Raw genomic sequence first — 22,242 nt, 5'->3', positions numbered from 1 at the left:
AAGTTCCCTGAATCAGAGGATCTGGCAAAGGAATCAGAGAATCCTAAAAGAAAGGCGCAGTGCCATATCTCTAAATTCCGCACTCGCCTTGCGGCTGCCCAGAGCTCGAAGCGTTCTTGCGGGCTGGAGAGGTTGTACTAGACCGAAGTAGTAGCGAATCCAGAGAGGAGGGCGTGATGTCGAAAGCGATTCACGCCTACTCGAGCGGAGCCAGGTATTCCCTTGCTCCTGCTTACCTTTGGCTGCTCGTGGCCAGTCGGCCCAGTCCTTTCGCTGGCCGCGCTTTGAGCGGCCATTGCGAGGCAACCAGGCGTTACCACTGATTCGCATGGTGGACCGAGCCTCCAGAGGCACGGTGCGCTGTCGCATTGGCAGGGCCGGACGCCCTGTGATGATTGCCCGATCGGGATTACCTCGGCCCCATGGCTGGCGTGGTCGGGAAGCAAACCGGTAGCCGTCACAAGTGGCCGCCAAATACCAACCACGGAAGCGGACTACCCGCCGCCTCCGAATAAAAACAATCGAGCAGGGGAGACCCCCATGAGTATGAGCAACCCGATGCTGATCACTTTCGTGATCTATATCGCGGCCATGGTGCTGATCGGCTTTGCCGCCTATCGCTCCACCAACAACCTTTCCGACTACATCCTCGGTGGCCGCAGCCTCGGTAGCTTCGTTACCGCACTGTCCGCCGGCGCCTCCGACATGAGTGGCTGGCTGCTGATGGGCCTGCCGGGTGCCGTCTACCTCTCCGGTCTCTCCGAAAGCTGGATCGCCATTGGCCTGATCATCGGCGCCTACCTCAACTGGCTGCTGGTTGCCGGCCGTCTGCGCGTGCAGACCGAACACAACGGCAACGCCCTGACCCTGCCGGATTACTTCACCAACCGCTTCGAAGACAACAGCCGCATCCTGCGCATCTTCTCCGCCGTGGTGATCCTGGTGTTCTTCACCATCTACTGCGCCTCTGGCGTTGTCGCCGGTGCCCGCCTGTTCGAGAGCACCTTCGGCATTTCCTACGAAACCGCCCTGTGGGCCGGTGCAGCCGCGACCATCTGCTACACCTTCGTCGGTGGCTTCCTGGCTGTGAGCTGGACTGACACTGTGCAGGCCAGCCTGATGATCTTCGCCCTGATCCTCACCCCGATCATCGTGATGATTGCCACCGGCGGCATGGACACCACCTTCGCTGCCATCGAGATGAAAGATGCCGCCCACTTCGACATGCTCAAGGGTGCCAGCTTCGTCGGCGTGATTTCCCTGCTGGCATGGGGCCTGGGCTACTTCGGTCAGCCGCACATCCTGGCGCGCTTCATGGCTGCTGACTCCGTCAAGTCCATCCCGAATGCCCGCCGCATCTCCATGGCCTGGATGATCTTCTGCCTGGCCGGCGCCGTGGCCGTGGGCTTCTTTGGTATCGCCTACTTCTCCGCTCATCCGGACCAGGCTGGTGCCGTTACTGCCAACCACGAGCGCGTGTTCATCGAGCTGGCCAAGATCCTCTTCAACCCGTGGGTCGCTGGCGTGCTGCTGTCCGCTATCCTGGCTGCCGTGATGTCCACCCTGAGCTGCCAGCTGCTGGTGTGCTCCAGTGCCCTGACCGAAGACTTCTACAAGGCCTTCTTCCGCAAGAACGCCAGCCAGACCGAGCTGGTGTGGGTAGGTCGTGCCATGGTGCTGCTGGTGGCTGTGATCGCTATCGCCATCGCCGCTGACCCGGAAAGCAAGGTGCTGGGCCTGGTGTCCTATGCCTGGGCTGGCTTCGGCGCTGCCTTCGGTCCGGTAGTGATCCTGTCCCTGGTCTGGAAGGGCATGACCCGTAACGGCGCTCTGGCCGGTATGATCCTGGGTGCTGTGACCGTTGTCCTGTGGAAGAACTTCTTCGGCTGGACCGGTCTGTACGAAATCGTTCCGGGCTTCATCCTCTGCACCCTCGGCATCCTGATCTTCAGCCGCATCGGCAACGCCCCGTCTGCCGCGATGATCAAGCGCTTCGACGAAGCCGAGAAGGAATACCAGGACGCCCACGTCTGACACTGTGCGGCACGCGGCCGGTCGTCCGTGTGCCGTGCTCCGGGTTGATCCCGGGCTCTCACCAACGACCCGATAGTGCTTCACCGGCCCATGTCCCTGGATATGGGCCGGTTTTTTTTGCCCGTGGAAAGGTGAGGGCGCTCCTGGTCGGCTCGTTCGCCAGGCCTCGGCACTACGCGATTCTCGCTGCTTAGACCATAGTCCGGGTTTGGTAAGACCATGGTCGAATGGCCCTACAGAAGGGCGGGGGATACAAAAGGCGCCATACAAAAACAACTACCCACCGAGGTAAGACCCATGAGTGCTGCTTCTCTGTATCCGGTCCGCCCTGAAGTGGCCGCCCAGTCCCTCACCGACGAAGCGACCTACAAAGCCATGTACCAGCAGTCGGTCATCAACCCCGATGGCTTCTGGCGTGAACAGGCCAAGCGCCTCGACTGGATCAAGCCCTTCACCAAGGTGAAGCAGACTTCGTTCGACGACCACCATGTCGACATCAAGTGGTTCGCTGATGGCACCCTCAACGTGTCCGCCAACTGCCTGGATCGCCACCTTGCCGAGCGTGGCGACCAGGTTGCGATCATCTGGGAGGGGGACGATCCCTCCGAGCATGAGCACATCACCTACCGCGACCTGCACGAGCGCGTCTGCAAGTTCGCCAACGCCCTGCGTGGCCAGGATGTGCATCGCGGTGACGTGGTGACCATCTACATGCCGATGATCCCGGAAGCCGTGGTCGCCATGCTGGCCTGCACCCGTATCGGTGCCATCCACTCCGTGGTGTTCGGTGGCTTCTCCCCTGAAGCCCTGGCCGGTCGCATCATAGACTGCCGTTCCAAGGTGGTGATCACTGCCGACGAAGGCTTGCGCGGCGGCAAGAAGACCCCGCTGAAAGCCAACGTCGATGACGCGCTGACCAACCCCGAAACCAGCAGCGTGCAGAAGATCATCGTGGTCAAGCGCACCGGTGGCGATATCAAGTGGAATCAGCATCGCGATGTCTGGTACGAGGATCTGATGAAGGTGGCGGGTAGCACCTGCGCGCCGAAGGAAATGGGCGCCGAGGATCCGCTGTTCATCCTCTACACCTCCGGCTCCACCGGCAAACCCAAGGGTGTACTGCACACCACCGGGGGCTACCTCACCTACGCTTCGCTGACCCATGAGCGTGTATTCGATTACCGCCCGGGCGAAGTGTTCTGGTGCACCGCCGACATCGGTTGGGTCACCGGCCACACCTATCTGGTGTACGGTCCGCTGTCCAACGGCGCAACGACTGTCATGTTCGAAGGCGTACCGAACTACCCGGACATGACCCGCGTCGCCAAAATCGTCGATAAGCATAAGGTCAACGTTCTCTACACCGCCCCCACCGCTATTCGCGCCATGATGGCCGAGGGCAAGGCTGCGGTCGAAGGCGCTGACGGCTCCAGCCTGCGTCTGTTGGGTTCGGTGGGTGAGCCGATCAACCCGGAAGCCTGGCACTGGTACTACGAGAATGTCGGCCAGGGCCGCTGCCCGATCGTCGATACCTGGTGGCAGACCGAAACCGGCGCCTGCCTGATGACCCCGCTGCCGGGCGCCCACGCCATGAAGCCGGGCTCCGCTGCGCGGCCGTTCTTCGGCGTGCAACCGGCACTGGTGGATAACCTTGGCAACATCCTGGAAGGCGCGACCGAAGGCAACCTGGTGATCATCGATTCCTGGCCGGGTCAGGCGCGCACCCTGTACGGCGATCACGACCGCTTCGTCGACACCTACTTCAAGACCTTCAAGGGCATGTACTTCACCGGCGACGGCGCGCGTCGAGACGAGGACGGCTACTGGTGGATCACCGGTCGTGTGGATGATGTGCTCAACGTCTCTGGCCACCGCATGGGTACCGCAGAAATCGAGAGCGCGATGGTCGCCCACCCGAAAGTTGCCGAGGCTGCGGTGGTGGGTATGCCCCACGACATCAAAGGGCAGGGCATCTACGTTTACGTCACTCTGAATGCGGGAGAGGAATCTTCCGAGCAACTGCGTCAGGAACTGAGGAACTGGGTGCGCAAGGAGATCGGTCCGATCGCGACCCCGGACGTAATCCAGTGGGCTCCGGGCCTTCCGAAGACCCGCTCGGGCAAGATCATGCGCCGTATCCTGCGCAAGATCGCCGTTGCCGAATATGATGCCCTCGGCGACATCTCCACTCTGGCTGATCCCGGCGTGGTGCAGCACCTCATCGATACTCATCGCACCATGCAAGCTGCCTGATCGGGGCTTGTCGCAAAACCCCGCTCTGGCCACAAGCCGGGGCGGGGTTTTGCATTTTTACGATGGGGGACATGAGGGGCTGCAGAAATGCAGCGCGATAACCGATCGGCACTTCTTGGGTAGCGCATCAATCTCTCGTTGTAATTACCGATTTCTTATCGGGTTTCAGGTGGGGGCGGGGAGCTTGGGTAACAGTCCTGGTTACGAGATGCACCAAACTGGTTCCATTGGGAACGTGTCGCGCACTTTCAGGGCTTTTTTCGCGGCTCTGAAAACTATGTGAGTTTCGCCAGGTCCCGGAATAGAGGGCTTCTGCTTTTTATGGTCCGATAATTGCCTTTTAATCAGGTTCTGTGCGTTATCTTTTCGGCACTTTTCTCTGTGCCTGTCAATGCTCTTCTGAGCCCTCTCCAGTGCTTCTGTAATTTGTTGTCGCATTGAAGAAATATCGACTTCGGGGCTGTGGCTAGAATGCCGCACACCCAGTCGGAGCCTTTTGCCCACGGCATTCAGCCAGCAAAGACGACGACTCTTTCTACAATTCGTGGACCGTCTGGGCGAATCTCACGCTGCCAACAGAAGCCATATCCCTTTGAAGGAGTCATAACATGAAGAAGATTGCACTTCTCGGCGCCATGGCGCTGTCCCTGTTGTCGCCGTTGGCCGCCATTGCAGATGACGCCAAGCCGCTGCGCATTGGTATCGAAGCCGCTTACCCGCCCTTCGCCTACAAGACTCCGGAAGGAAAGATCACCGGCTTCGACTACGACATCGGCAACGCTCTGTGTGCAGAGATGAAAGTCGAGTGCAAATGGATCGAGCAGGAGTTCGACGGCCTGATCCCAGCCCTGAAAGTACGCAAGTTCGACGCCGTACTTTCCTCGATGACCATCACCGAAGAGCGCCTGAAGTCTGTGGACTTCACCAAGAAGTACTACCACACCCCCGCTCGTCTCGCGATGAAGGAAGGCACCGTCATCAATGACCCGCTGACTGACCTCAAGGGCAAGAAAGTCGGTGTGCAACGTGCTTCCATCTACGATCGCTACGCCACCGACGTTTTTGCACCGGCCGGTGTCGAAGTGGTTCGCTATAGCTCGCAGAACGAAATCTTCCTGGACATGAACGCCGGCCGCCTCGACGCCACTCTGGCGGACGTGGTGAACATCGACGACGGCTTCCTCAAGACCGACGCCGGCAAAGGCTTCGCCCTGGTAGGTCCGGCCTTCAGCGAGAAAAAGTACTTCGGTGAAGGCGCTGGCATTGCCGTGCGCAAGGGCGACACGGCCCTGGCCGAGAAGATCAACACTGCCATCGCCGCCATCCGCGCCAATGGCAAGTACAAGGAAGTGCAGGACAAGTACTTCAAGTTCGACGTCTACGGCGAGTAATCGCTTTTCCCTGAAAGTGGCACAAACTTCACATAGCGGTTTGTGCCACTTTTTCGTTGTGGCGGTGCCGCCCGGAGCATCCCGGCGCGCTGCATGAGGATCTGAATCATGCTCAACGGCTACGGCTCGACCATACTCGATGGTGCCTGGCTCACCCTGTTGCTGGCCCTGTCTTCCATAACCATGGCAGTGGTACTCGGCCTGATCGGTGCCGCCTTCCGACTGTCCCCGATCAAGTGGCTGTCCCTGCTGGGCGAGACCTACGCCACTGTGATTCGTGGCATTCCCGACCTGGTGCTGATCCTGCTGATCTTCTACGGCGGCCAGCAGATCGTGAACGTCGTCGCCCCCATGGTCGGCTACGACGACTACATCGATCTGGATCCTTTCTGGTCCGGCGTCTTCACCCTCGGCTTCATCTTTGGCGCCTACCTTTCGGAAACCTTCCGGGGCGCCTTCATGGCGATCCCGAAAGGGCAGGGCGAGGCGGGTATGGCCTATGGCATGAGCGGTGCCAAGGTGTTCTTCCGCATCCTCGTGCCGCAGATGATCCGCCTGGCGATTCCCGGCTTCACCAACAACTGGCTGGTGATGACCAAGGCCACCGCGCTGATTTCGGTGGTCGGCCTGCAGGACATGATGTTCAAGGCCAAGAGTGCAGCGGATGCAACCCGTGAACCCTTCACTTTCTACCTCGCGGTTGCCGCGCTCTATCTGGTGCTGACCAGCGTCTCGCTGTTGGCGCTGCGGTACATGGAGCGACGTTACTCGGTGGGCATCAAGGCGGCTGAACTATGATCTTCGACTACAACGTGATCTGGGAGAGCCTGCCGCTCTACTTCGGCGGTGTGCTGGTAACCCTCAAGCTCCTGGCGATTTCCCTGGCGCTGGGCCTGACCGCAGCTGTGCCGCTGGCGCTGATGCGGGTTTCCAAACAGCCCTGGGTGAACTTGCCGGCCTGGCTCTACACCTATGTGATCCGTGGCACCCCGATGCTGGTGCAGCTGTTCCTCATCTACTACGGGCTCGCCCAGTTCGAGGCCGTGCGTGAAAGCGCGCTTTGGCCCTATCTGTCCAATGCGACCTTCTGCGCCTGCTTGGCTTTCGCGATAAACACCAGCGCCTACACCGCCGAGATTCTTGCCGGCAGTATCAAGGCCACGCCGCATGGCGAGATCGAGGCAGCCAAGGCCATGGGCATGTCCCGCGGCAAGCTCTACCGCCGTATCCTGCTGCCGTCGGCCCTGCGTCGTGCGCTGCCGCAATACAGCAACGAAGTCATCATGATGCTGCACACCACCAGCCTGGCGTCCATCGTCACCCTGATCGACATCACCGGTGCGGCGCGTACCGTGAACTCGCAGTACTACCTGCCGTTCGAAGCCTTCATCACTGCGGGTGCGTTCTACCTGTGCCTGACTTTCGTTCTGGTACGCCTGTTCAAGGCGGCCGAACGTCGCTACCTGGCCTATCTGGCCCCGCGCAAGGCCTGATCCATGCAACGTATCGACCATGAATTGCCCTGGGGATGCCTGGGGACCCGCCGCCAGCTGACGGTTTTCCGTTTCGGCAGCGGCGAGCGCAAGGCCTACATCCAAGCGTCCCTGCATGCTGATGAGCTGCCGGGTATGCGAGTGGCGGTGGAGCTCAAGCGCCGCCTGTGCGAGCTGGAAGAGCAGGGTCGCCTGAAGGGCCTGATCGAGTTGGTGCCGGTGGCCAACCCCGTCGGCCTTGGCCAGCTCGTCCAGGCTGCCCAGCAGGGTCGCTTCGAGCTGGGTAGCGGCAAGAACTTCAACCGTGATTTCGCGGACCTTGCCAGTCTTGTGGCAGAGCACCTGGACGGCCGTCTGGGTAGCGACGCAACTGCGAACGTGGCGCTCATCCGCGAGGCCATGGGCGAGGCGCTGGCCGCGTTGCCAGCGGCGGGTTCAGAGCTGGCAGGTATGCAGCGTCTGTTGTTGCAGCATGCCTGCGACGCCGACCTGGTGCTGGATCTGCACTGCGATTTCGAGGCAGCGGTGCATCTCTATTGCCTGCCGCAGCACTGGAGCGAACTGCGTTCGTTGGCTGCTCGCCTGGAAGCCGGCGCGGTGCTGACCGCCGAAGATTCCGGCGGCAGTTCATTCGATGAGTCCTGCTCGCTGCCCTGGTTGCGACTGGCCCAGCGTTTCCCCGAAGCGTCGATTCCTCCAGCTTGCATGGCGACGACCGTGGAGCTGGGCAGCATGGCGGATACCGACAAGCCGCTGGCCGAGGCTCGCGCCGAAGCCATCCTGGCCTTCCTTGCCGACCAGGGCCTGATCACCGGCCAGTGGCCGGTGGCCCCGCAGGATTGCTGCGAGGCGACGCCGTTCGAGGGAGCTGAATATCTCTACGCACCGCACTCAGGGGTCGTGAGTTTCCTCCAGAGCGCCGGTGCGAAGGTCAAGGCTGGCGATCCGCTGTTCGAGGTGATTGACCCGCTGGAAGACCGTCATGCGGTGGTTTGCGCGTCGGTGGACGGCGTGCTGTTTGCGCGTGAAAGGATGCGATTTGCGCAACCTGGACTTTGGCTGGCCAAGGTGGCCGGCCGTGAACCCATTCGTCAGGGACGCCTGCTGAGCGACTGAGCCAAACGAGACCGAAACCATGTACAAACTGGAAGTCCAAGATCTGCACAAGCGCTATGGCAGCCACGAAGTCCTCAAGGGCGTGTCCCTGGCGGCGAAGGCTGGCGACGTCATCAGCATCATCGGCTCGAGCGGCTCGGGCAAGAGTACCTTCCTGCGCTGCATCAACATGCTGGAGCAGCCGCACGGCGGCAAGATCCTCCTCAATGGAGAAGAGCTGAAGCTCGTGGCCAACAAGGACGGCGGCCTGAAAGCGGCCGATGCCAAGCAGCTGCAGCGCATGCGTTCGCGCCTGGCGATGGTGTTCCAGCATTTCAACCTCTGGTCGCACATGAGCGCCCTGGAAAACGTCATCGAGGCGCCTGTGCATGTGCTCGGCGTGCCGAAGAAGGAAGCCATCGAGAAAGCCGAGCATTACCTGGCCAAGGTGGGTGTGGCTCATCGCAAGGACGCCTATCCGGCGCACATGTCCGGTGGTGAGCAACAGCGCGTGGCGATTGCCCGTGCCCTGGCCATGGAACCGGAAGTGATGTTGTTTGACGAGCCGACTTCGGCCCTGGACCCGGAACTGGTAGGCGAGGTGCTGAAGGTCATGAAGGACCTGGCCGTGGAAGGCCGCACCATGGTCGTGGTCACGCACGAAATGGGCTTTGCCCGTGAGGTGTCCAACCAGCTGGTGTTCCTGCACAAGGGCCTGGTGGAAGAGCGCGGTTGCCCGAAGGAAGTGCTGGCAAACCCGCAATCCGATCGCCTCAAGCAGTTCCTTTCCGGCAGTCTGAAGTGATCTCCGCTACGGCGGCCTCGGGGCCGCCGTAGCGCATTCGAATCCCTGATTCGCCTTGTCTCTTTCCTTTCTCCGGGGTCTGCTAAGCTGCCTGCCATGACTGCCCATCGAATCGCTTTTCTCCTCTGGCCTGGTACCAAGGCGCTGACCCTGGCGCTGGCCGAGGAAGCTCTGCGCGTTGCCCAGCGACTACATCCGGAAGTGGTTTACGACATGTCCTTCCTGCAGGCCGAGCCCGCCCCCGAGGGGAACTGGCGCCTGCCGGGCGACGCCTGGGTCGGCAAGCTCGATGGCCTGCATCGCCTGTTCCTGGTGGCCGACGAGCCGCCGGCACAGACTTCACCTGCACTCTCTGCTGCGCTCAAGCAGGCGGTACGTGCCGGTTGCGTGGTCGGTGGCCTCTCCGCTGGCGTCTATCCGTTGGCACAGCTGGGTCTTCTGGATGGTTACCGTGCCGCAGTGCACTGGCGTTGGCAGGACGACTTCACCGAGCGCTTCCCAAAGGTCATTGCGACCAGCCATCTGTTCGACTGGGATCGTGACCGTCTGACTGCATGTGGTGGGTTGGCGGTGCTTGACCTTTTGCTGGCGGTACTGGCCCGAGATCACGGCGCCGAGCTGGCCGGTGCGGTGTCCGAAGAGCTGGTTGTGGAGCGCATCCGCGAGGGTGGCGAACGCCAGCGCATCCCTTTGCAGAATCGACTGGGCTCCAGCCATCCGAAGCTGACCCAGGCCGTGCTGCTGATGGAAGCCAATATCGAAGAGCCGCTGACCACCGACGAAATCGCTCAGCATGTCTGTGTGTCCCGTCGCCAGTTGGAGCGCATCTTCAAGCAGTACCTGAATCGCGTACCCAGCCAGTACTACCTGGAGCTGCGCCTGAACAAGGCCCGGCAGATGCTGATGCAGACCAGCAAGTCGATCATCCAGATCGGCCTGTCCTGCGGCTTCTCTTCCGGTCCGCATTTCTCCAGCGCCTACCGCAATTTCTTCGGTGTTACCCCGCGCGAAGACCGCAACCAGCGCCGCGGCGCCAGCCCCTTCGAGACCCAGCAGCCGACTCCTGTGGCTGAGCGGACCTAAGAAAGCAATTCCTTCCGTTGTGGGAGCGAATTCATTCGCGATTGCAGGACACAGTCCTGCTCATGAAGTGGCGGCGCATGTGTCGCGGTCATTTCGCGAATGAATTCGCTCCCACAATTCCTCCTGCGATCCTTTGCTCAATACCCACCAGTCACCCCGTGGAGAAATTTTCCCGTCGGGTGCGTAGCAGTGGCGATCAGCGTTTAAACTGCGCCTTCCCGACGCTTTCTGTCGCATTTCCATAAGCGCCGGTTTTAGCGGGGTTGGCGCTGTAAGAAGTTGTCGCATGGCGGCAATGCCAACCCAGAATCAGTCCCTACAATCCTTTCATCACTAGCCGTTCATGGCAGGAGAAACTGATGTCCGTTGAGCATGCGCAGGTCGAGCGCGCCGATTTCGACAAGGTGATGGTTCCCAACTACGCCCCCGCCGCTTTCATCCCGGTGCGTGGTCAGGGTTCCCGAGTCTGGGACCAATCCGGTCGCGAGCTGATCGATTTTGCCGGCGGTATCGCAGTGAACTCCCTGGGGCACGCGCACCCGGCGCTGGTCAAGGCGCTGACCGAGCAGGCCAACAAGATCTGGCACGTCTCCAACGTCTTCACCAACGAGCCGGCCCTGCGCCTGGCCAAGAAGCTGGTGGATGCCACGTTCGCCGAGCGCGTGTTCCTGGCCAACTCCGGCGCTGAAGCCAACGAAGCGGCTTTTAAACTGGCCCGTCGTTATGCCCATGACGTCTATGGCCCGCAGAAACACGAGATTATCTCCGCCACCAACAGCTTCCACGGTCGTACCCTGTTCACCGTGACCGTGGGTGGCCAGCCGAAGTATTCCGACGGCTTCGGTCCGAAGATGGAAGGCATCAGCCATGTGCCCTACAACGACCTGGAAGCCCTGAAGGCCGCCATCTCCGACAAGACCTGTGCCGTGGTCCTGGAGCCCGTGCAAGGCGAAGGTGGTGTACTGCCGGCCGACAAGGCCTACCTGGAAGGCGCCCGCAAGCTGTGCGACGAGCACAACGCGCTGCTGATCTTCGACGAAGTGCAGAGTGGCATGGGTCGTACCGGCCATCTGTTCGCCTATGAGCACTATGGCGTGATCCCGGACATCCTCTCCAGCGCCAAGAGCCTGGGCGGTGGTTTCCCTATCGGCGCCATGCTGACCACCAGCGAAATCGCCAAGCACCTGTCCGTGGGCACCCATGGCACCACCTATGGCGGCAACCCGCTGGCCAGCGCTGTTGCTGAAGCGGTGCTGGACGTGATCAACACCCCGGAAGTGCTCAGCGGCATCAATGCCAAGCATGACCGTTTCAAGGCTCGCCTCGAGGCCATCGGCACCAAGTACGGCATCTTTACCGAGGTTCGTGGCCTGGGCCTGCTGATTGGCGCCGTTCTCTCCGAAGCCTGGCAGGGCAAGGCGAAAGACGTGCTTAACGCAGCCGAGAAGGAAGCCGTGATGGTCCTCCAGGCCAGCCCGGATGTGGTGCGCTTCGCACCCAGCCTGGTAATCCCGGATGCGGACATCGATGAAGGTCTGGACCGCTTCGAACGCGCCGTCGCCAAGCTGACCCAGGCTTAAGTCTCTGCTGGACGCAGTGCAGGGAAAGCGCTGCGCTGCGATCCCAGGGATGGAACAGATTCATGTGTGAGTGCGGGCCATAGGGGCCCGTCTTTTCTCTGGATGGAACCACTGGTTCGTTCGGAGTCTTCAACAAGAAAAGGAGTGACCCCCATGTTGGTGATGCGCCCCGCGCAAATGGCCGATCTCGCTGAAGTTCAGCGCCTGGCCGCGGATAGCCCCGTGGGTGTCACTTCGTTGCCGGATGACGCCGAAGTGCTGGGCGAGAAGATTGCCGCGTCCGAGGCGTCTTTCGCCGCCGAAGTGAGCTTCAATGGCGAGGAGAGCTATTTCTTCGTCCTGGAAGACAGCAAGACCGGCCGTCTCGCCGGTTGCTCGGCGATCGTTGCCTCGGCCGGTTTCTCCGAGCCCTTCTACAGCTTCCGTAACGAGACCTTCGTCCACGCTTCTCGCTCGCTTTCGATCCACAACAAGATCCACGTCCTGTCGCTCTGCCACGACCTCACCGGCAACAGCCTGTTGACCAGCTTCTACGTCGAACGCGACCTGGTGAACACCTCCGTTGCTGAACTCAATTCGCGTGGCCGCTTGCTGTTCATGGCGAGCAACCCGGAGCGCTTCGCCGATGCCGTGGTGGTGGAAATCGTGGGTTACAGCGATGAGCACGGCGAGTCGCCGTTCTGGGACGCTGTGGGGCGCAACTTCTTCGACCTCAATTACACCGAGGCCGAACGCCTGTCGGGCCTGAAGAGCCGCACTTTCCTTGCCGAGCTGATGCCGCACTACCCGATCTATGTGCCGCTGTTGCCGGATGAAGCCCAGGAATCCATGGGCCAGGTGCACCCACGTGCGCAGATTACATTCGACATCCTGATGCGCGAAGGCTTCGAGACCGACAACTACATCGACATTTTCGACGGCGGTCCGACCCTCCATGCCCGAACCTCGAGTATCCGTTCGATCGCCCAGAGCCGCATGGTTCCGGTGAAGCTTGGCGACCAGGGCAAGGGCGGTCGCCAGTACCTGGTTTGCAATGGCCAGCTGCAGGATTTTCGCGCGATCGTCGCCGAGCTCGACTGGGTTCCCGGCAAGCCGGTGGTGTTGGGCGAGGAAGCGGCCGAAGCGCTGGGTGTTGGCGAAGGCGCCAGCGTCCGCCTGATTGCGGTTTGAGTCTTTGACCCTCCTTCCGCCGGGAGGAGGTGGCCCTGGTTGGGCCGGATGAGGGCACTGCTCTCTCCCTGGCTCCCTTCCCGGACGGAAGGGGGCGCAATTTCTGGAGGCACTATGATCGTTCGTCCCGTACGCAGCGCCGACTTACCGGCCCTGATCGACCTGGCGCGCAGCACCGGCGCAGGCCTGACCACGCTGCCGGCCAATGAGGAGCGCCTGGCGCATCGCGTCGGCTGGGCGGAGAAGGCTTTCCGTGGAGAGGCCGAGCGTGCCGACGCGGACTACCTGTTCGTTCTCGAGGACGACGATGGCACCGTCATTGGCATTTCCGCCGTGGCAGGCGCCGTGGGTCTGCGCGAGCCCTGGTACAACTACCGGGTCGGCCTGACCGTCAGCGCCTCGCAGGAACTGCACATCCACCGGCAGATTCCCACCCTGTTCCTGGCCAACGACCTGACCGGCAACTCCGAGCTGTGCTCGCTGTTCCTCCATGCCGGTCACCGCAGCGGCCTGAACGGTCGGTTGCTGTCCAAGGCGCGCTTCCTGTTCATCGCCGAATTCCCGGAGCTGTTCGGTGACAAGGTGATCGCCGAGATGCGCGGTATGTCCGACGAACACGGCGTTTCCCCGTTCTGGGAAAGCCTCGGACGGCACTTCTTCAAGATGGAATTCTCCCGCGCCGACTACCTCACCGGCGTCGGCAACAAGGCCTTCATCGCCGAACTGATGCCCCGCTTCCCGCTGTATACCTGCTTCCTCTCCGAGGCAGCGCGCAACATCATCGGTCGTGTGCACACCGACACCGAGCCGGCGCTGGCCATGCTCAAGGGCGAGGGCTTCAGCTACCAGGGCTACGTCGACATCTTCGATGCCGGTCCCGCCATCGAGTGCCAAACGTCGAAGATTCGCGCTGTGCGCGACAGCCAGAGCCTGGTGCTGGCCGTCGGTACGCCAGGTGATGACGCTACGCCTTTCCTGATCCATAACCGCAAGCGCGAAGACTGCCGCATCACCGCTGCACCGGCCCGCCTGGCCTCGGGAACGCTAGTGGTCGACGCACTGACGGCCAAGCGCCTGAAGCTCTCGGCCGGTGCCTCGGTTCGCGCTGTTCCGCTGTCGGCCAAGGAGTCCGTTTAAATGAGCACCCATTTCATTGCTGGTAACTGGCAGGCAGGGCAGGGCGAGGCTTTTGATTCGCTGAATCCGGTGACGCAGTCGGTCGTGTGGTCCGGCCAGGGCGCCAACGCCGTCCAGGTGGACGAAGCGGTCAAGGCTGCCCGTGCAGCGTTCCCAGCCTGGGCACGGCGCCCGCTGGAAGAACGAATTGCCATTCTCGAACAGTTCGCCGTGGCGTTGCGCAGCCATGCCGACGAACTCGCCCGTTGCATCGGCGAAGAAACGGGCAAGCCGCTGTGGGAGTCGGCCACCGAAGTGACCAGCATGGTCAACAAGGTCGCCATTTCCATCCAGAGCTACCGTGAACGCACCGGCGAGAAAAGTGGCCCTCTGGCTGACGCTACGGCGGTGCTGCGCCACAAGCCCCACGGCGTGGTCGCGGTGTTCGGTCCCTACAACTTCCCCGGCCACCTGCCCAATGGCCACATCGTGCCTGCGCTGCTGGCCGGCAACGCGGTGATCTTCAAGCCCAGCGAGCTGACCCCGAAGGTCGCCGAGCTGACGGTGAAATGCTGGATCGAGGCTGGCCTGCCGGCCGGCGTGCTCAATCTGGTGCAGGGCGCCCGTGAAACCGGTGTTGCCCTGGCCGGCAATGCGGGGATCGACGGCCTGTTCTTTACCGGCTCCAGCCGCACCGGCAATCTGCTCCACCAGCAGTTCGCCGGCCGCCCGGACAAGATCCTCGCCCTGGAAATGGGCGGTAACAACCCGCTGGTGGTGGATCAGGTTCAGGATGTGGATGCCGCCGTCTACACCATCATTCAGTCGGCCTTCATTTCTGCCGGCCAGCGCTGCACCTGCGCCCGTCGCCTGCTGGTGCCCGAGGGTGCCTGGGGCGATGCCCTGCTGGCGCGCCTGGTGAGCGTCGCCAGTACCATCAAGGTCGGCGCATTCGATGCCCAGCCCGCACCTTTCATGGGCTCGGTGATTTCCCTGGATGCGGCGCGCCACCTGCTCAAGGCCCAGGACCACCTGATCGCGGGCGGTGCCTCGGTGCTGCTGGCCATGTCCCAGCCGCTGGAGAACGCGGCGCTGCTGACTCCGGGCATCCTCGATGTGACCGCCGTGGCTGAGCGTCCGGATGAAGAGTTCTTCGGACCGCTGCTGCAGGTGATTCGCTACAGCGACTTCGATGCGGCGATTACCGAGGCCAATGCCACCCAGTACGGCCTGGCCGCCGGCCTCCTGTCGGATTCAGCCGAGCGTTACCAGCAATTCCTGATCGAGAGCCGTGCCGGCATCGTCAACTGGAACAAGCAGCTGACCGGTGCCGCCAGCAGCGCGCCCTTCGGTGGCGTCGGCGCCTCCGGCAACCACCGCGCCAGCGCTTATTACGCCGCTGACTACTGCGCCTACCCGGTAGCCTCGCTGGAAAGCGAAACCCTTGCCCTGCCTGCAACCCTTACCCCAGGAGTCAGCCTGTGAACGCCTATGAAGTGAACTTCGACGGACTGGTCGGCCCGACCCATAACTACGGTGGCCTGTCCTACGGTAACGTCGCCTCGCAGAGCAACAGCCAGGCGGTTTCCAACCCGAAGGAAGCGGCGCTGCAGGGCCTCGGCAAGATGAAGGCGCTGATGGAAATGGGCTTCAAGCAGGGCGTGTTCGCTCCGCAGGAGCGCCAGGACGTCGCCGCCTTGCGCAGCCTCGGTTTCACCGGTACCGATGCTCAGGTCATCGCCCAGGCTGCGAAGGAGGCCATGCCATTGCTGGCCGCTTGCAGCTCCGCGTCCAGCATGTGGACCGCCAACTCCTGCACCGTCAGCCCCAGTGCCGATACCGCGGATGGCCGTGTGCACTTCACTGCTGCCAACCTGAACTGCAAGTTCCACCGTTCCATCGAGCATCCGACCACCAGTCGCGTGTTGGGCGCGATGTTCGCCAACGACAAATACTTCGCCCACCATGCCGCGCTGCCAGCGGTAGGCCAGTTCGGCGACGAAGGCGCGGCCAACCACACGCGGTTCTGCAAGGGCTACGGTGAGGCAGGCGTTGAATTCTTCGTCTTCGGCCGCAGCGCCTTCGACACCCGTTTCCCGTCGCCGCAGCGTTATCCCGCGCGGCAGACCCTGGAAGCCTGCCATGCGGTCGCCCGGCTGCACGGGCTAGGGGCGGAAGGTGTGGTCTACGCTCAACAGAACCCGGCGGTTATCGACCAGGGCGTGTTCCATAACGACGTGATTTCTGTGGGTAACGGCGAAGTGCTGTTCTATCACGAGGATGCCTTCCTCGAGACCGACAAGGTGCTGGCCGAGCTGGATAGCAAGCTTGGCAAGCGTGGTGGTCGCTTCCAGGCGTTGCGCGTGCCGCGCAGTGCGGTGGGAGTGGAAGACGCAGTGCGTTCCTACCTGTTCAACAGCCAGCTGCTCACTCGCGCCGATGGCAGCATGCTGCTGATCGTGCCGGAGGAATGCCGTGGCAATGCCAATGTCTGGAACTACCTGAACGAGCTGACCTCGGGGCAAGGTCCGATCCGCGAAGTGAAGGTCTTCGACCTCAAACAGAGCATGCAGAACGGAGGTGGCCCGGCTTGTCTGCGCCTGCGCGTGGCACTGAAGGAAGACGAACTGGCCGCGGTGAACCAAGGGGTGATCATGACCCCGCAACTTCACGCCAGCCTGACCACCTGGGTCGAAAAACACTATCGCGACCGACTCAGCGAGTCCGACCTGGCTGATCCGCAATTGCTGGTGGAGTGCCGGACGGCATTGGATGAACTGACGCAGATCCTTAAACTGGGCGCTGTTTATCCCTTCCAGCTCAACTGAGAAACCTGAAATGTCCGACGCCCTGCAACTCATCCTCGAAGATACCGACGGCACCCAGCTCGAAACTTCTTGCACCCGCTTCGCCGTCGTCTGGCAGGGCAAGGAAGTCTGGATCCAGCAGGCCGGCAATGGCCAGCTGCTGATTGGCGTGGACGTGGAGGAGGGCGACACCGAGTACGCCAACCTGCTGCTGCGCCCGCTGGCCACCAATCTGGTCAGCCTGCAACTGGAAATGGAACCGGCCGACGCCGACGATGATGACCATGTACATGGTCCCGACTGCGATCACGATTGAGGTAACAGGATGCTAGCCCTCGGAAAACTGCTCGAACTGACCCTCGCCGGCCGAGAGCCGACCGAGAAGATCCAGCTGACATCCGGGGGCGTGCGTCTGCACTGGCTTGGGGAGGGGGCGCTGGACGTCACCCCGCCGGCCGCCGAAGACAGTGGGCTCGACCTGCTGCTTTCGGCCGGGGTGCATGGTAATGAGACCGCTCCGATCGAATTGCTGGACCGCCTGGTCCAGGCCATCGCACGCGGCCAGTTGAAGCCGCGTACACGCATTCTCTTCCTGCTGGGCAACCCTGAAGCCATTCGTCGTGGCGAACGCTTCGTCGAGCAGGACATCAACCGTCTGTTCAACGGTCGGCACGCCGAATCCAGTGGTTTCGAAGCCATGCGCGCCGGGGAGCTGGAGCGCTACGCGGCTGCCTTCTTCAGCAAGCCCGACCGCTTGCGCCTGCATTACGACCTGCATACCGCCATTCGTGGGTCGAAGATTGAACAGTTCGCCCTCTACCCCTATGTCGAAGGTCGCGAGCATTCGCGCAGGGAACTGGCGCGCCTGCGCGCTGCCGGCATCGACGCCGTGCTGCTGCAGAACAAGACTGGCATCACCTTCAGCTCCTACACGTACGCGCGACTGGATGCCGAGGCCTTTACCCTGGAACTGGGCAAGGCACGTCCGTTCGGCAGCAACGAGGAGGTCAACCTCGACCGGCTCGAGGCGCGTCTGCATGGGCTGATCGAAGGGTGCGAGCCAGAGGCTGATGGTGAAAGCCTGGACGGCCTGCAACTGTTCTCGGTATCGCGCGAGATCATCAAGCACAGCGAGTCCTTCCGCCTGCACCTTGCGCCGGATATCGAGAACTTCAGCGAGCTACCCGTCGGTTACCTGCTGGCTGAAGACATCGCCGGTACCCGCTGGGTGGTGGAAGAGCAGGGGGCGCGAATCATCTTCCCCAATCCCAAGGTGAAGAACGGCCTGCGTGCCGGCATCCTGATAGTTCCGGCCGACGTCTGAGAACCTGTCCACGATCTGCTGCGCGTCGGTTCGTGAACAGGTGCTGCGCCTTTCTTTCTTTCTTTCTTTCTGTACCTGTACCCGCCTGGTGCCGGCATTTAGGATCGGGTCCTTCGCCCATCCAAGGAGCCCGGCATGAGCCTGATCGATCTGCGTAGCGACACCGTCACCCAACCCACGCCCGGGATGCGCGAGGCCATGCAGCGTGCCGAACTGGGCGACGACGTCTATGGCGAAGACCCGACTGTCAACCGCCTGGAAGCTACGCTGGCCGAACGCCTGGGCTTCGAAGCAGCGCTCTTCGTGCCGACGGGAACCATGAGCAACTTGCTGGGCCTGATGGCCCATTGCGAGCGCGGCGACGAGTACATCGTCGGCCAGCAGGCGCATACCTATAAGTACGAAGGCGGTGGCGCCGCCGTATTGGGTTCTATCCAGCCCCAGCCCATCGACGGCGAGGCTGACGGCAGCCTGGACCTCTCCAGGGTCGAAGCTGCCATCAAGCAGGACGATTTCCACTTCGCACGCACCCGCCTGCTGGCGCTGGAAAACACCATGCAAGGCAAGGTGCTGCCACTTGATTACCTGGCCGCTGCCCGCGAGTTGACTCGTCGTCGTGGTCTGGGCCTGCATCTGGACGGCGCCCGGTTGTACAACGCTGCGGTGAAGCTGGGAGTGGACGCCCGCGAGATTACCCAGCACTTCGACTCGGTATCCGTTTGCCTGTCCAAGGGCCTCGGGGCACCGGTGGGTTCGGTGCTCTGTGGTGGCGCGGCGCTGATCGCCAAGGCTCGACGCCTGCGCAAGATGGTTGGTGGTGGCATGCGCCAGGCCGGTCTGCTGGCAGCGGCCGGTATTTATGCACTGGATCAGCAGGTGGAACGTCTGGCGGAAGATCACGCCAATGCTGAGCGCTTGGGGGCGGGCCTGCGTGATCTGGGTTACAGCATCGAGCCGGTGCAAACCAACATGGTCTACGTGCAGATCGGTGATCAGGCACGCGCCCTGGGCGACTTCCTCGCTGCTCGCGGCATTCGCGTCAGCCCTGCCGCGCGCTTGCGTCTGGTGACTCATCTGGACGTGCAAGCCGCCGATGTTCCCCGTGTGATCGAGGCTTTTGCCACTTTCCGGCAAGGCTGATCGGATGGCGCGCATAAATAGCCGCCATCTATCGCACAAAGAGACTATCCCGCTGGCGCAGGGCCGATATAATGCGGCCCTTTGCCGGTGATTCGTATGCCCGTCGCCAGACGGCTTCGAGTTTCGCGCGCAATGTGGGAAACAGGCGTTAAATGCCGGGATATTCTTGAGAACCTGCTGCTTTTTCGCCGATTTCCGCTTGCCGCCCTTCGCCGATAACGATTAGCACCCGCCGTCGTGGCCGCAGTTTCCGTGGAAGAACCTATGAAAAGCGCAGAAATCCGTGAAGCCTTCCTGAGCTTCTTCGAAGAGAAGGGGCATACCCGTGTCGCTTCCAGCTCCCTGATTCCGGGCAACGACCCGACCCTGCTGTTCACTAACGCGGGGATGAACCAGTTCAAGGACTGCTTCCTTGGCCTGGAGAAGCGCGCCTACACCCGTGCCACCACCAGCCAGAAATGCGTACGTGCCGGCGGCAAGCACAACGACCTGGAAAACGTCGGCTACACCGCGCGTCACCATACTTTCTTCGAAATGCTGGGTAACTTCAGCTTCGGTGACTATTTCAAGCGCGACGCCATTCACTACGCGTGGGAATTCCTCACCGGCGACAATTGGCTGAAGCTGCCGAAGGACAAGCTCTGGGTCACCGTCTACGCCAGTGACGACGAGGCCTACGAAATCTGGACCAAGGAAGTCGGTGTGCCGGAAGAGCGCATGGTGCGCATTGGCGACAACAAGGGTGCCCCTTACGCCTCCGATAACTTCTGGGCCATGGGCGACACCGGTCCTTGCGGTCCGTGCACCGAGATCTTCTTCGACCACGGCCCGGAAATCTGGGGCGGCCCGCCCGGCTCCCCGGAAGAAGACGGCGACCGCTACATCGAGATCTGGAACAACGTGTTCATGCAGTTCAACCGCACCGCGGACGGCGTGATGCACCCGCTGCCGGCGCCGAGCGTGGATACTGGCATGGGCCTGGAGCGTATCAGCGCCGTGCTGCAGCACGTGCACTCGAACTACGAGATCGACCTGTTCCAGAGCCTGCTGAAGGCTTCCGCTGAAGCTATCGGTTGCGCCAACGATGACGCGCCCTCGCTGAAAGTCGTGGCCGACCACATCCGTTCCTGCTCCTTCCTCATCGCCGACGGCGTGCTGCCTTCCAACGAAGGCCGTGGTTATGTACTGCGCCGCATCATTCGCCGCGCCTGCCGTCACGGTAACAAGCTGGGCGCCACCGGAGCCTTCTTCCACAAGATCGTCGCAGCTCTGGTGGGCGAGATGGGCGAAGCCTTCCCTGAGCTCAAGCAGCAGCAAGCGCATATCGAGCGCGTGCTGAAGACCGAGGAAGAGCAGTTCGCCAAGACCCTGGAGCAGGGCTTGCGCATCCTCGAACAGGACCTGTCCGGTCTTTCCGGCACCGTGATCCCGGGTGATGTGGTGTTCAAGCTGTACGACACCTACGGCTTCCCCATGGACCTGACCGGTGACATCGCCCGTGAGCGCGGCCTGACCCTCGATGAGGAAGGCTTCGAGCGCGAGATGGAGAAACAGCGCGAGATGTCCCGCGCCTCCAGCGCCTTCGGCATGGATTACAACTCCCTGGTCAAGGTGGACGCCGATACCGATTTCACCGGTTACGTGTGCACTCATGGCGACGCCAAGGTGGTTGCCCTGTTCAAGGAGGGCCAGGCAGTCGAGCTGCTCGCCGAAGGCGAAGAGGGCGTGCTGGTCCTGGATCGCACTCCGTTCTATGCCGAGTCCGGCGGTCAGGTGGGCGATTGCGGTTTCATTGCCGCCGCCGGCCTGCGATTCGACGTGCGCGATACCACCAAGGCTGGTGGCGCCTTCCTGCACCACGGCGTGGTCGACCATGGCGCCCTGCGCGTCGGTTCTGCCGTCACTGCTCAGGTGGATGCCACCGTTCGTCAGGCGACTGCACTCAACCACTCCGCTACTCACCTGCTGCACGCTGCGCTGCGCCAGGTGCTGGGTGATCATGTCCAGCAGAAGGGCTCGCTGGTCGACAGCCAGCGCCTGCGCTTCGACTTCAGCCATTTCGAGGCTATCAAGCCCGAGCAGCTGAAGGCTCTGGAAGACATCGTCAACTCCGAAATCCGCAAGAACAGTGAAGTCGAGACCGAAGAGACCGACATCGACACTGCCAAGGCCAAAGGCGCCATGGCCCTGTTTGGTGAAAAGTATGGCGATCAGGTGCGCGTACTGACCATGGGTGGCGATTTCTCCGTCGAGCTCTGCGGTGGTACTCACGTATCCCGTACCGGCGACATCGGCCTGTTCAAGATCACCAGCGAAGGCGGTGTGGCTGCTGGCGTGCGTCGTATCGAAGCCGTGACTGGCGCTGCTGCCCTGGCCTACCTCAACGGTGCCGAAGAACAACTCAAGGAAGCCGCGGGCCTGGTGAAAGGCAGTCGCGACAACCTGCTGGACAAACTGTCCGCCTTGCTGGAGCGCAACCGTCAGCTGGAAAAAGAGCTGGAGCAGCTCAAAGCCAAGGCGGCCAGTGCTGCCGGCGACGATCTGGCTTCTTCGGCCATCGACGTCAAAGGTGTGAAGGTCCTGGCGGCGCGCCTGGACGGACTGGACGGCGACGCGCTTTTGGCGCTGGTCGACCAACTCAAGAACAAGCTCGGCCGCGCGGTGATCCTGCTCGGCAGTGCGCTGGAGGGCAAGGTGACACTGGTCGCCGGTGTCACCCAGGACCTGACCGGCCAACTCAAAGCCGGCGATCTGATGAAGCAGGCCGCGGCGGCGGTCGGTGGCAAGGGTGGTGGCCGCCCTGACATGGCGCGTGGCGGCGGTACCGACGCTGCGGCCCTTGAGCAGGCACTGGCCCTGGCTGCACCGTTCGTCGAACAGGGCCTCTAAGGCCCGCCACCAACGGTCCGCCCCACGCCCGGCGGGCCTTGGCAGTGTTCTGCGTTGATTGT

17 protein-coding genes are annotated in these 22,242 nt (G+C 62.1%); all 17 read left to right on the top strand.

Annotated elements, in window-relative coordinates:
* Positions 1 to 540 precede the first annotated feature (540 nt).
* The 17 genes from putP (at position 541) to alaS (ending at position 22,180) form a co-directional block, all read left to right on the top strand.
* A complete protein-coding gene (gene putP, locus D6Z43_RS12345; RefSeq protein WP_120652479.1) occupies positions 541 to 2,034 on the top strand; it encodes a sodium/proline symporter PutP in 1,494 nt (497 codons plus the stop codon).
* Positions 2,035 to 2,331: 297 nt separating this feature from the next.
* Positions 2,332 to 4,287, top strand: coding sequence for an acetate--CoA ligase (gene acs, locus D6Z43_RS12340; protein ID WP_120652478.1), 1,956 nt, complete (start codon positions 2,332 to 2,334; stop codon positions 4,285 to 4,287).
* 608 nt (positions 4,288 to 4,895) lie between these two features.
* On the top strand, positions 4,896 to 5,678 hold the full coding sequence (locus tag D6Z43_RS12335) for an ABC transporter substrate-binding protein (RefSeq protein ID WP_120652476.1): 783 nt from the start codon (positions 4,896 to 4,898) through the stop codon (positions 5,676 to 5,678).
* Positions 5,679 to 5,786: 108 nt separating this feature from the next.
* A complete protein-coding gene (locus D6Z43_RS12330; protein WP_120652475.1) occupies positions 5,787 to 6,476 on the top strand; it encodes an ABC transporter permease in 690 nt (229 codons plus the stop codon).
* Positions 6,473 to 7,171: an ABC transporter permease gene (locus tag D6Z43_RS12325; protein ID WP_120652473.1), complete on the top strand. Its 699-nt coding sequence runs from the start codon at positions 6,473 to 6,475 to the stop codon at positions 7,169 to 7,171. Before D6Z43_RS12330 ends, D6Z43_RS12325 begins: the two co-directional genes overlap by 4 nt.
* 3 nt (positions 7,172 to 7,174) lie before the next feature.
* The gene (locus D6Z43_RS12320; protein ID WP_120652471.1) at positions 7,175 to 8,287 is read left to right on the top strand and encodes a succinylglutamate desuccinylase/aspartoacylase family protein; all 1,113 of its coding nucleotides are present in this window, start codon (positions 7,175 to 7,177) and stop codon (positions 8,285 to 8,287) included.
* A gap of 19 nt (positions 8,288 to 8,306) precedes the next feature.
* Positions 8,307 to 9,071, top strand: a complete 765-nt coding sequence (gene aotP, locus D6Z43_RS12315; protein ID WP_028626373.1) for an arginine/ornithine transport ATP-binding protein AotP — start codon at positions 8,307 to 8,309, stop codon at positions 9,069 to 9,071.
* A 96-nt stretch (positions 9,072 to 9,167) separates the two neighbouring features.
* Positions 9,168 to 10,154 (top strand): transcriptional regulator ArgR, encoded by a 987-nt coding sequence (argR, locus tag D6Z43_RS12310; protein ID WP_120652469.1) that lies wholly within the window; start codon positions 9,168 to 9,170, stop codon positions 10,152 to 10,154.
* 359 nt (positions 10,155 to 10,513) lie between these two features.
* Positions 10,514 to 11,734 carry an aspartate aminotransferase family protein gene (locus D6Z43_RS12305; RefSeq protein WP_120652468.1) on the top strand — a complete coding sequence of 407 codons (1,221 nt, stop codon included), beginning with the start codon at positions 10,514 to 10,516 and terminating at the stop codon, positions 11,732 to 11,734.
* A gap of 153 nt (positions 11,735 to 11,887) precedes the next feature.
* A complete protein-coding gene (gene aruF / locus D6Z43_RS12300; RefSeq protein WP_120652466.1) occupies positions 11,888 to 12,904 on the top strand; it encodes an arginine/ornithine succinyltransferase subunit alpha in 1,017 nt (338 codons plus the stop codon).
* Positions 12,905 to 13,018: 114 nt separating this feature from the next.
* Entirely contained in the window at positions 13,019 to 14,041 is a 1,023-nt protein-coding gene (astA, locus tag D6Z43_RS12295) for an arginine N-succinyltransferase (RefSeq protein WP_120652464.1), read from the top strand.
* Positions 14,042 to 15,505 carry a succinylglutamate-semialdehyde dehydrogenase gene (gene astD, locus D6Z43_RS12290; RefSeq protein ID WP_120652462.1) on the top strand — a complete coding sequence of 488 codons (1,464 nt, stop codon included), beginning with the start codon at positions 14,042 to 14,044 and terminating at the stop codon, positions 15,503 to 15,505. It abuts the gene before it with no gap.
* Positions 15,502 to 16,848 (top strand): N-succinylarginine dihydrolase, encoded by a 1,347-nt coding sequence (astB, locus tag D6Z43_RS12285; protein ID WP_120652460.1) that lies wholly within the window; start codon positions 15,502 to 15,504, stop codon positions 16,846 to 16,848. Before astD ends, astB begins: the two co-directional genes overlap by 4 nt.
* Before the next feature lie 10 nt (positions 16,849 to 16,858).
* On the top strand, positions 16,859 to 17,143 hold the full coding sequence (locus D6Z43_RS12280; RefSeq protein ID WP_120652459.1) for a topoisomerase II: 285 nt from the start codon (positions 16,859 to 16,861) through the stop codon (positions 17,141 to 17,143).
* A 9-nt stretch (positions 17,144 to 17,152) separates the two neighbouring features.
* On the top strand, positions 17,153 to 18,151 hold the full coding sequence (astE, locus tag D6Z43_RS12275) for a succinylglutamate desuccinylase (RefSeq protein WP_120652457.1): 999 nt from the start codon (positions 17,153 to 17,155) through the stop codon (positions 18,149 to 18,151).
* Between the two features lie 135 nt (positions 18,152 to 18,286).
* The gene (gene ltaE / locus D6Z43_RS12270) at positions 18,287 to 19,291 is read left to right on the top strand and encodes a low-specificity L-threonine aldolase (RefSeq protein WP_120652455.1); all 1,005 of its coding nucleotides are present in this window, start codon (positions 18,287 to 18,289) and stop codon (positions 19,289 to 19,291) included.
* Between the two features lie 264 nt (positions 19,292 to 19,555).
* Positions 19,556 to 22,180, top strand: a complete 2,625-nt coding sequence (alaS, locus tag D6Z43_RS12265; RefSeq protein ID WP_120652454.1) for an alanine--tRNA ligase — start codon at positions 19,556 to 19,558, stop codon at positions 22,178 to 22,180.
* Positions 22,181 to 22,242: the final 62 nt, after the last annotated feature.

Source organism: Pseudomonas sp. DY-1, assembly GCF_003626975.1.
Taxonomy (GTDB): domain Bacteria; phylum Pseudomonadota; class Gammaproteobacteria; order Pseudomonadales; family Pseudomonadaceae; genus Metapseudomonas.
This window is presented reverse-complemented; position numbering and strand designations above follow the sequence as displayed.

Coding starts and splice junctions, on each gene's coding strand:
- putP (WP_120652479.1), top strand. CDS start 541: ATGAGTATGAGCAACCCGATGCTGATCACTTTCGTGATCTATATCGCG.
- acs (WP_120652478.1), top strand. CDS start 2,332: ATGAGTGCTGCTTCTCTGTATCCGGTCCGCCCTGAAGTGGCCGCCCAG.
- D6Z43_RS12335 (WP_120652476.1), top strand. CDS start 4,896: ATGAAGAAGATTGCACTTCTCGGCGCCATGGCGCTGTCCCTGTTGTCG.
- D6Z43_RS12330 (WP_120652475.1), top strand. CDS start 5,787: ATGCTCAACGGCTACGGCTCGACCATACTCGATGGTGCCTGGCTCACC.
- D6Z43_RS12325 (WP_120652473.1), top strand. CDS start 6,473: ATGATCTTCGACTACAACGTGATCTGGGAGAGCCTGCCGCTCTACTTC.
- D6Z43_RS12320 (WP_120652471.1), top strand. CDS start 7,175: ATGCAACGTATCGACCATGAATTGCCCTGGGGATGCCTGGGGACCCGC.
- aotP (WP_028626373.1), top strand. CDS start 8,307: ATGTACAAACTGGAAGTCCAAGATCTGCACAAGCGCTATGGCAGCCAC.
- argR (WP_120652469.1), top strand. CDS start 9,168: ATGACTGCCCATCGAATCGCTTTTCTCCTCTGGCCTGGTACCAAGGCG.
- D6Z43_RS12305 (WP_120652468.1), top strand. CDS start 10,514: ATGTCCGTTGAGCATGCGCAGGTCGAGCGCGCCGATTTCGACAAGGTG.
- aruF (WP_120652466.1), top strand. CDS start 11,888: ATGTTGGTGATGCGCCCCGCGCAAATGGCCGATCTCGCTGAAGTTCAG.
- astA (WP_120652464.1), top strand. CDS start 13,019: ATGATCGTTCGTCCCGTACGCAGCGCCGACTTACCGGCCCTGATCGAC.
- astD (WP_120652462.1), top strand. CDS start 14,042: ATGAGCACCCATTTCATTGCTGGTAACTGGCAGGCAGGGCAGGGCGAG.
- D6Z43_RS12280 (WP_120652459.1), top strand. CDS start 16,859: ATGTCCGACGCCCTGCAACTCATCCTCGAAGATACCGACGGCACCCAG.
- astE (WP_120652457.1), top strand. CDS start 17,153: ATGCTAGCCCTCGGAAAACTGCTCGAACTGACCCTCGCCGGCCGAGAG.
- ltaE (WP_120652455.1), top strand. CDS start 18,287: ATGAGCCTGATCGATCTGCGTAGCGACACCGTCACCCAACCCACGCCC.
- alaS (WP_120652454.1), top strand. CDS start 19,556: ATGAAAAGCGCAGAAATCCGTGAAGCCTTCCTGAGCTTCTTCGAAGAG.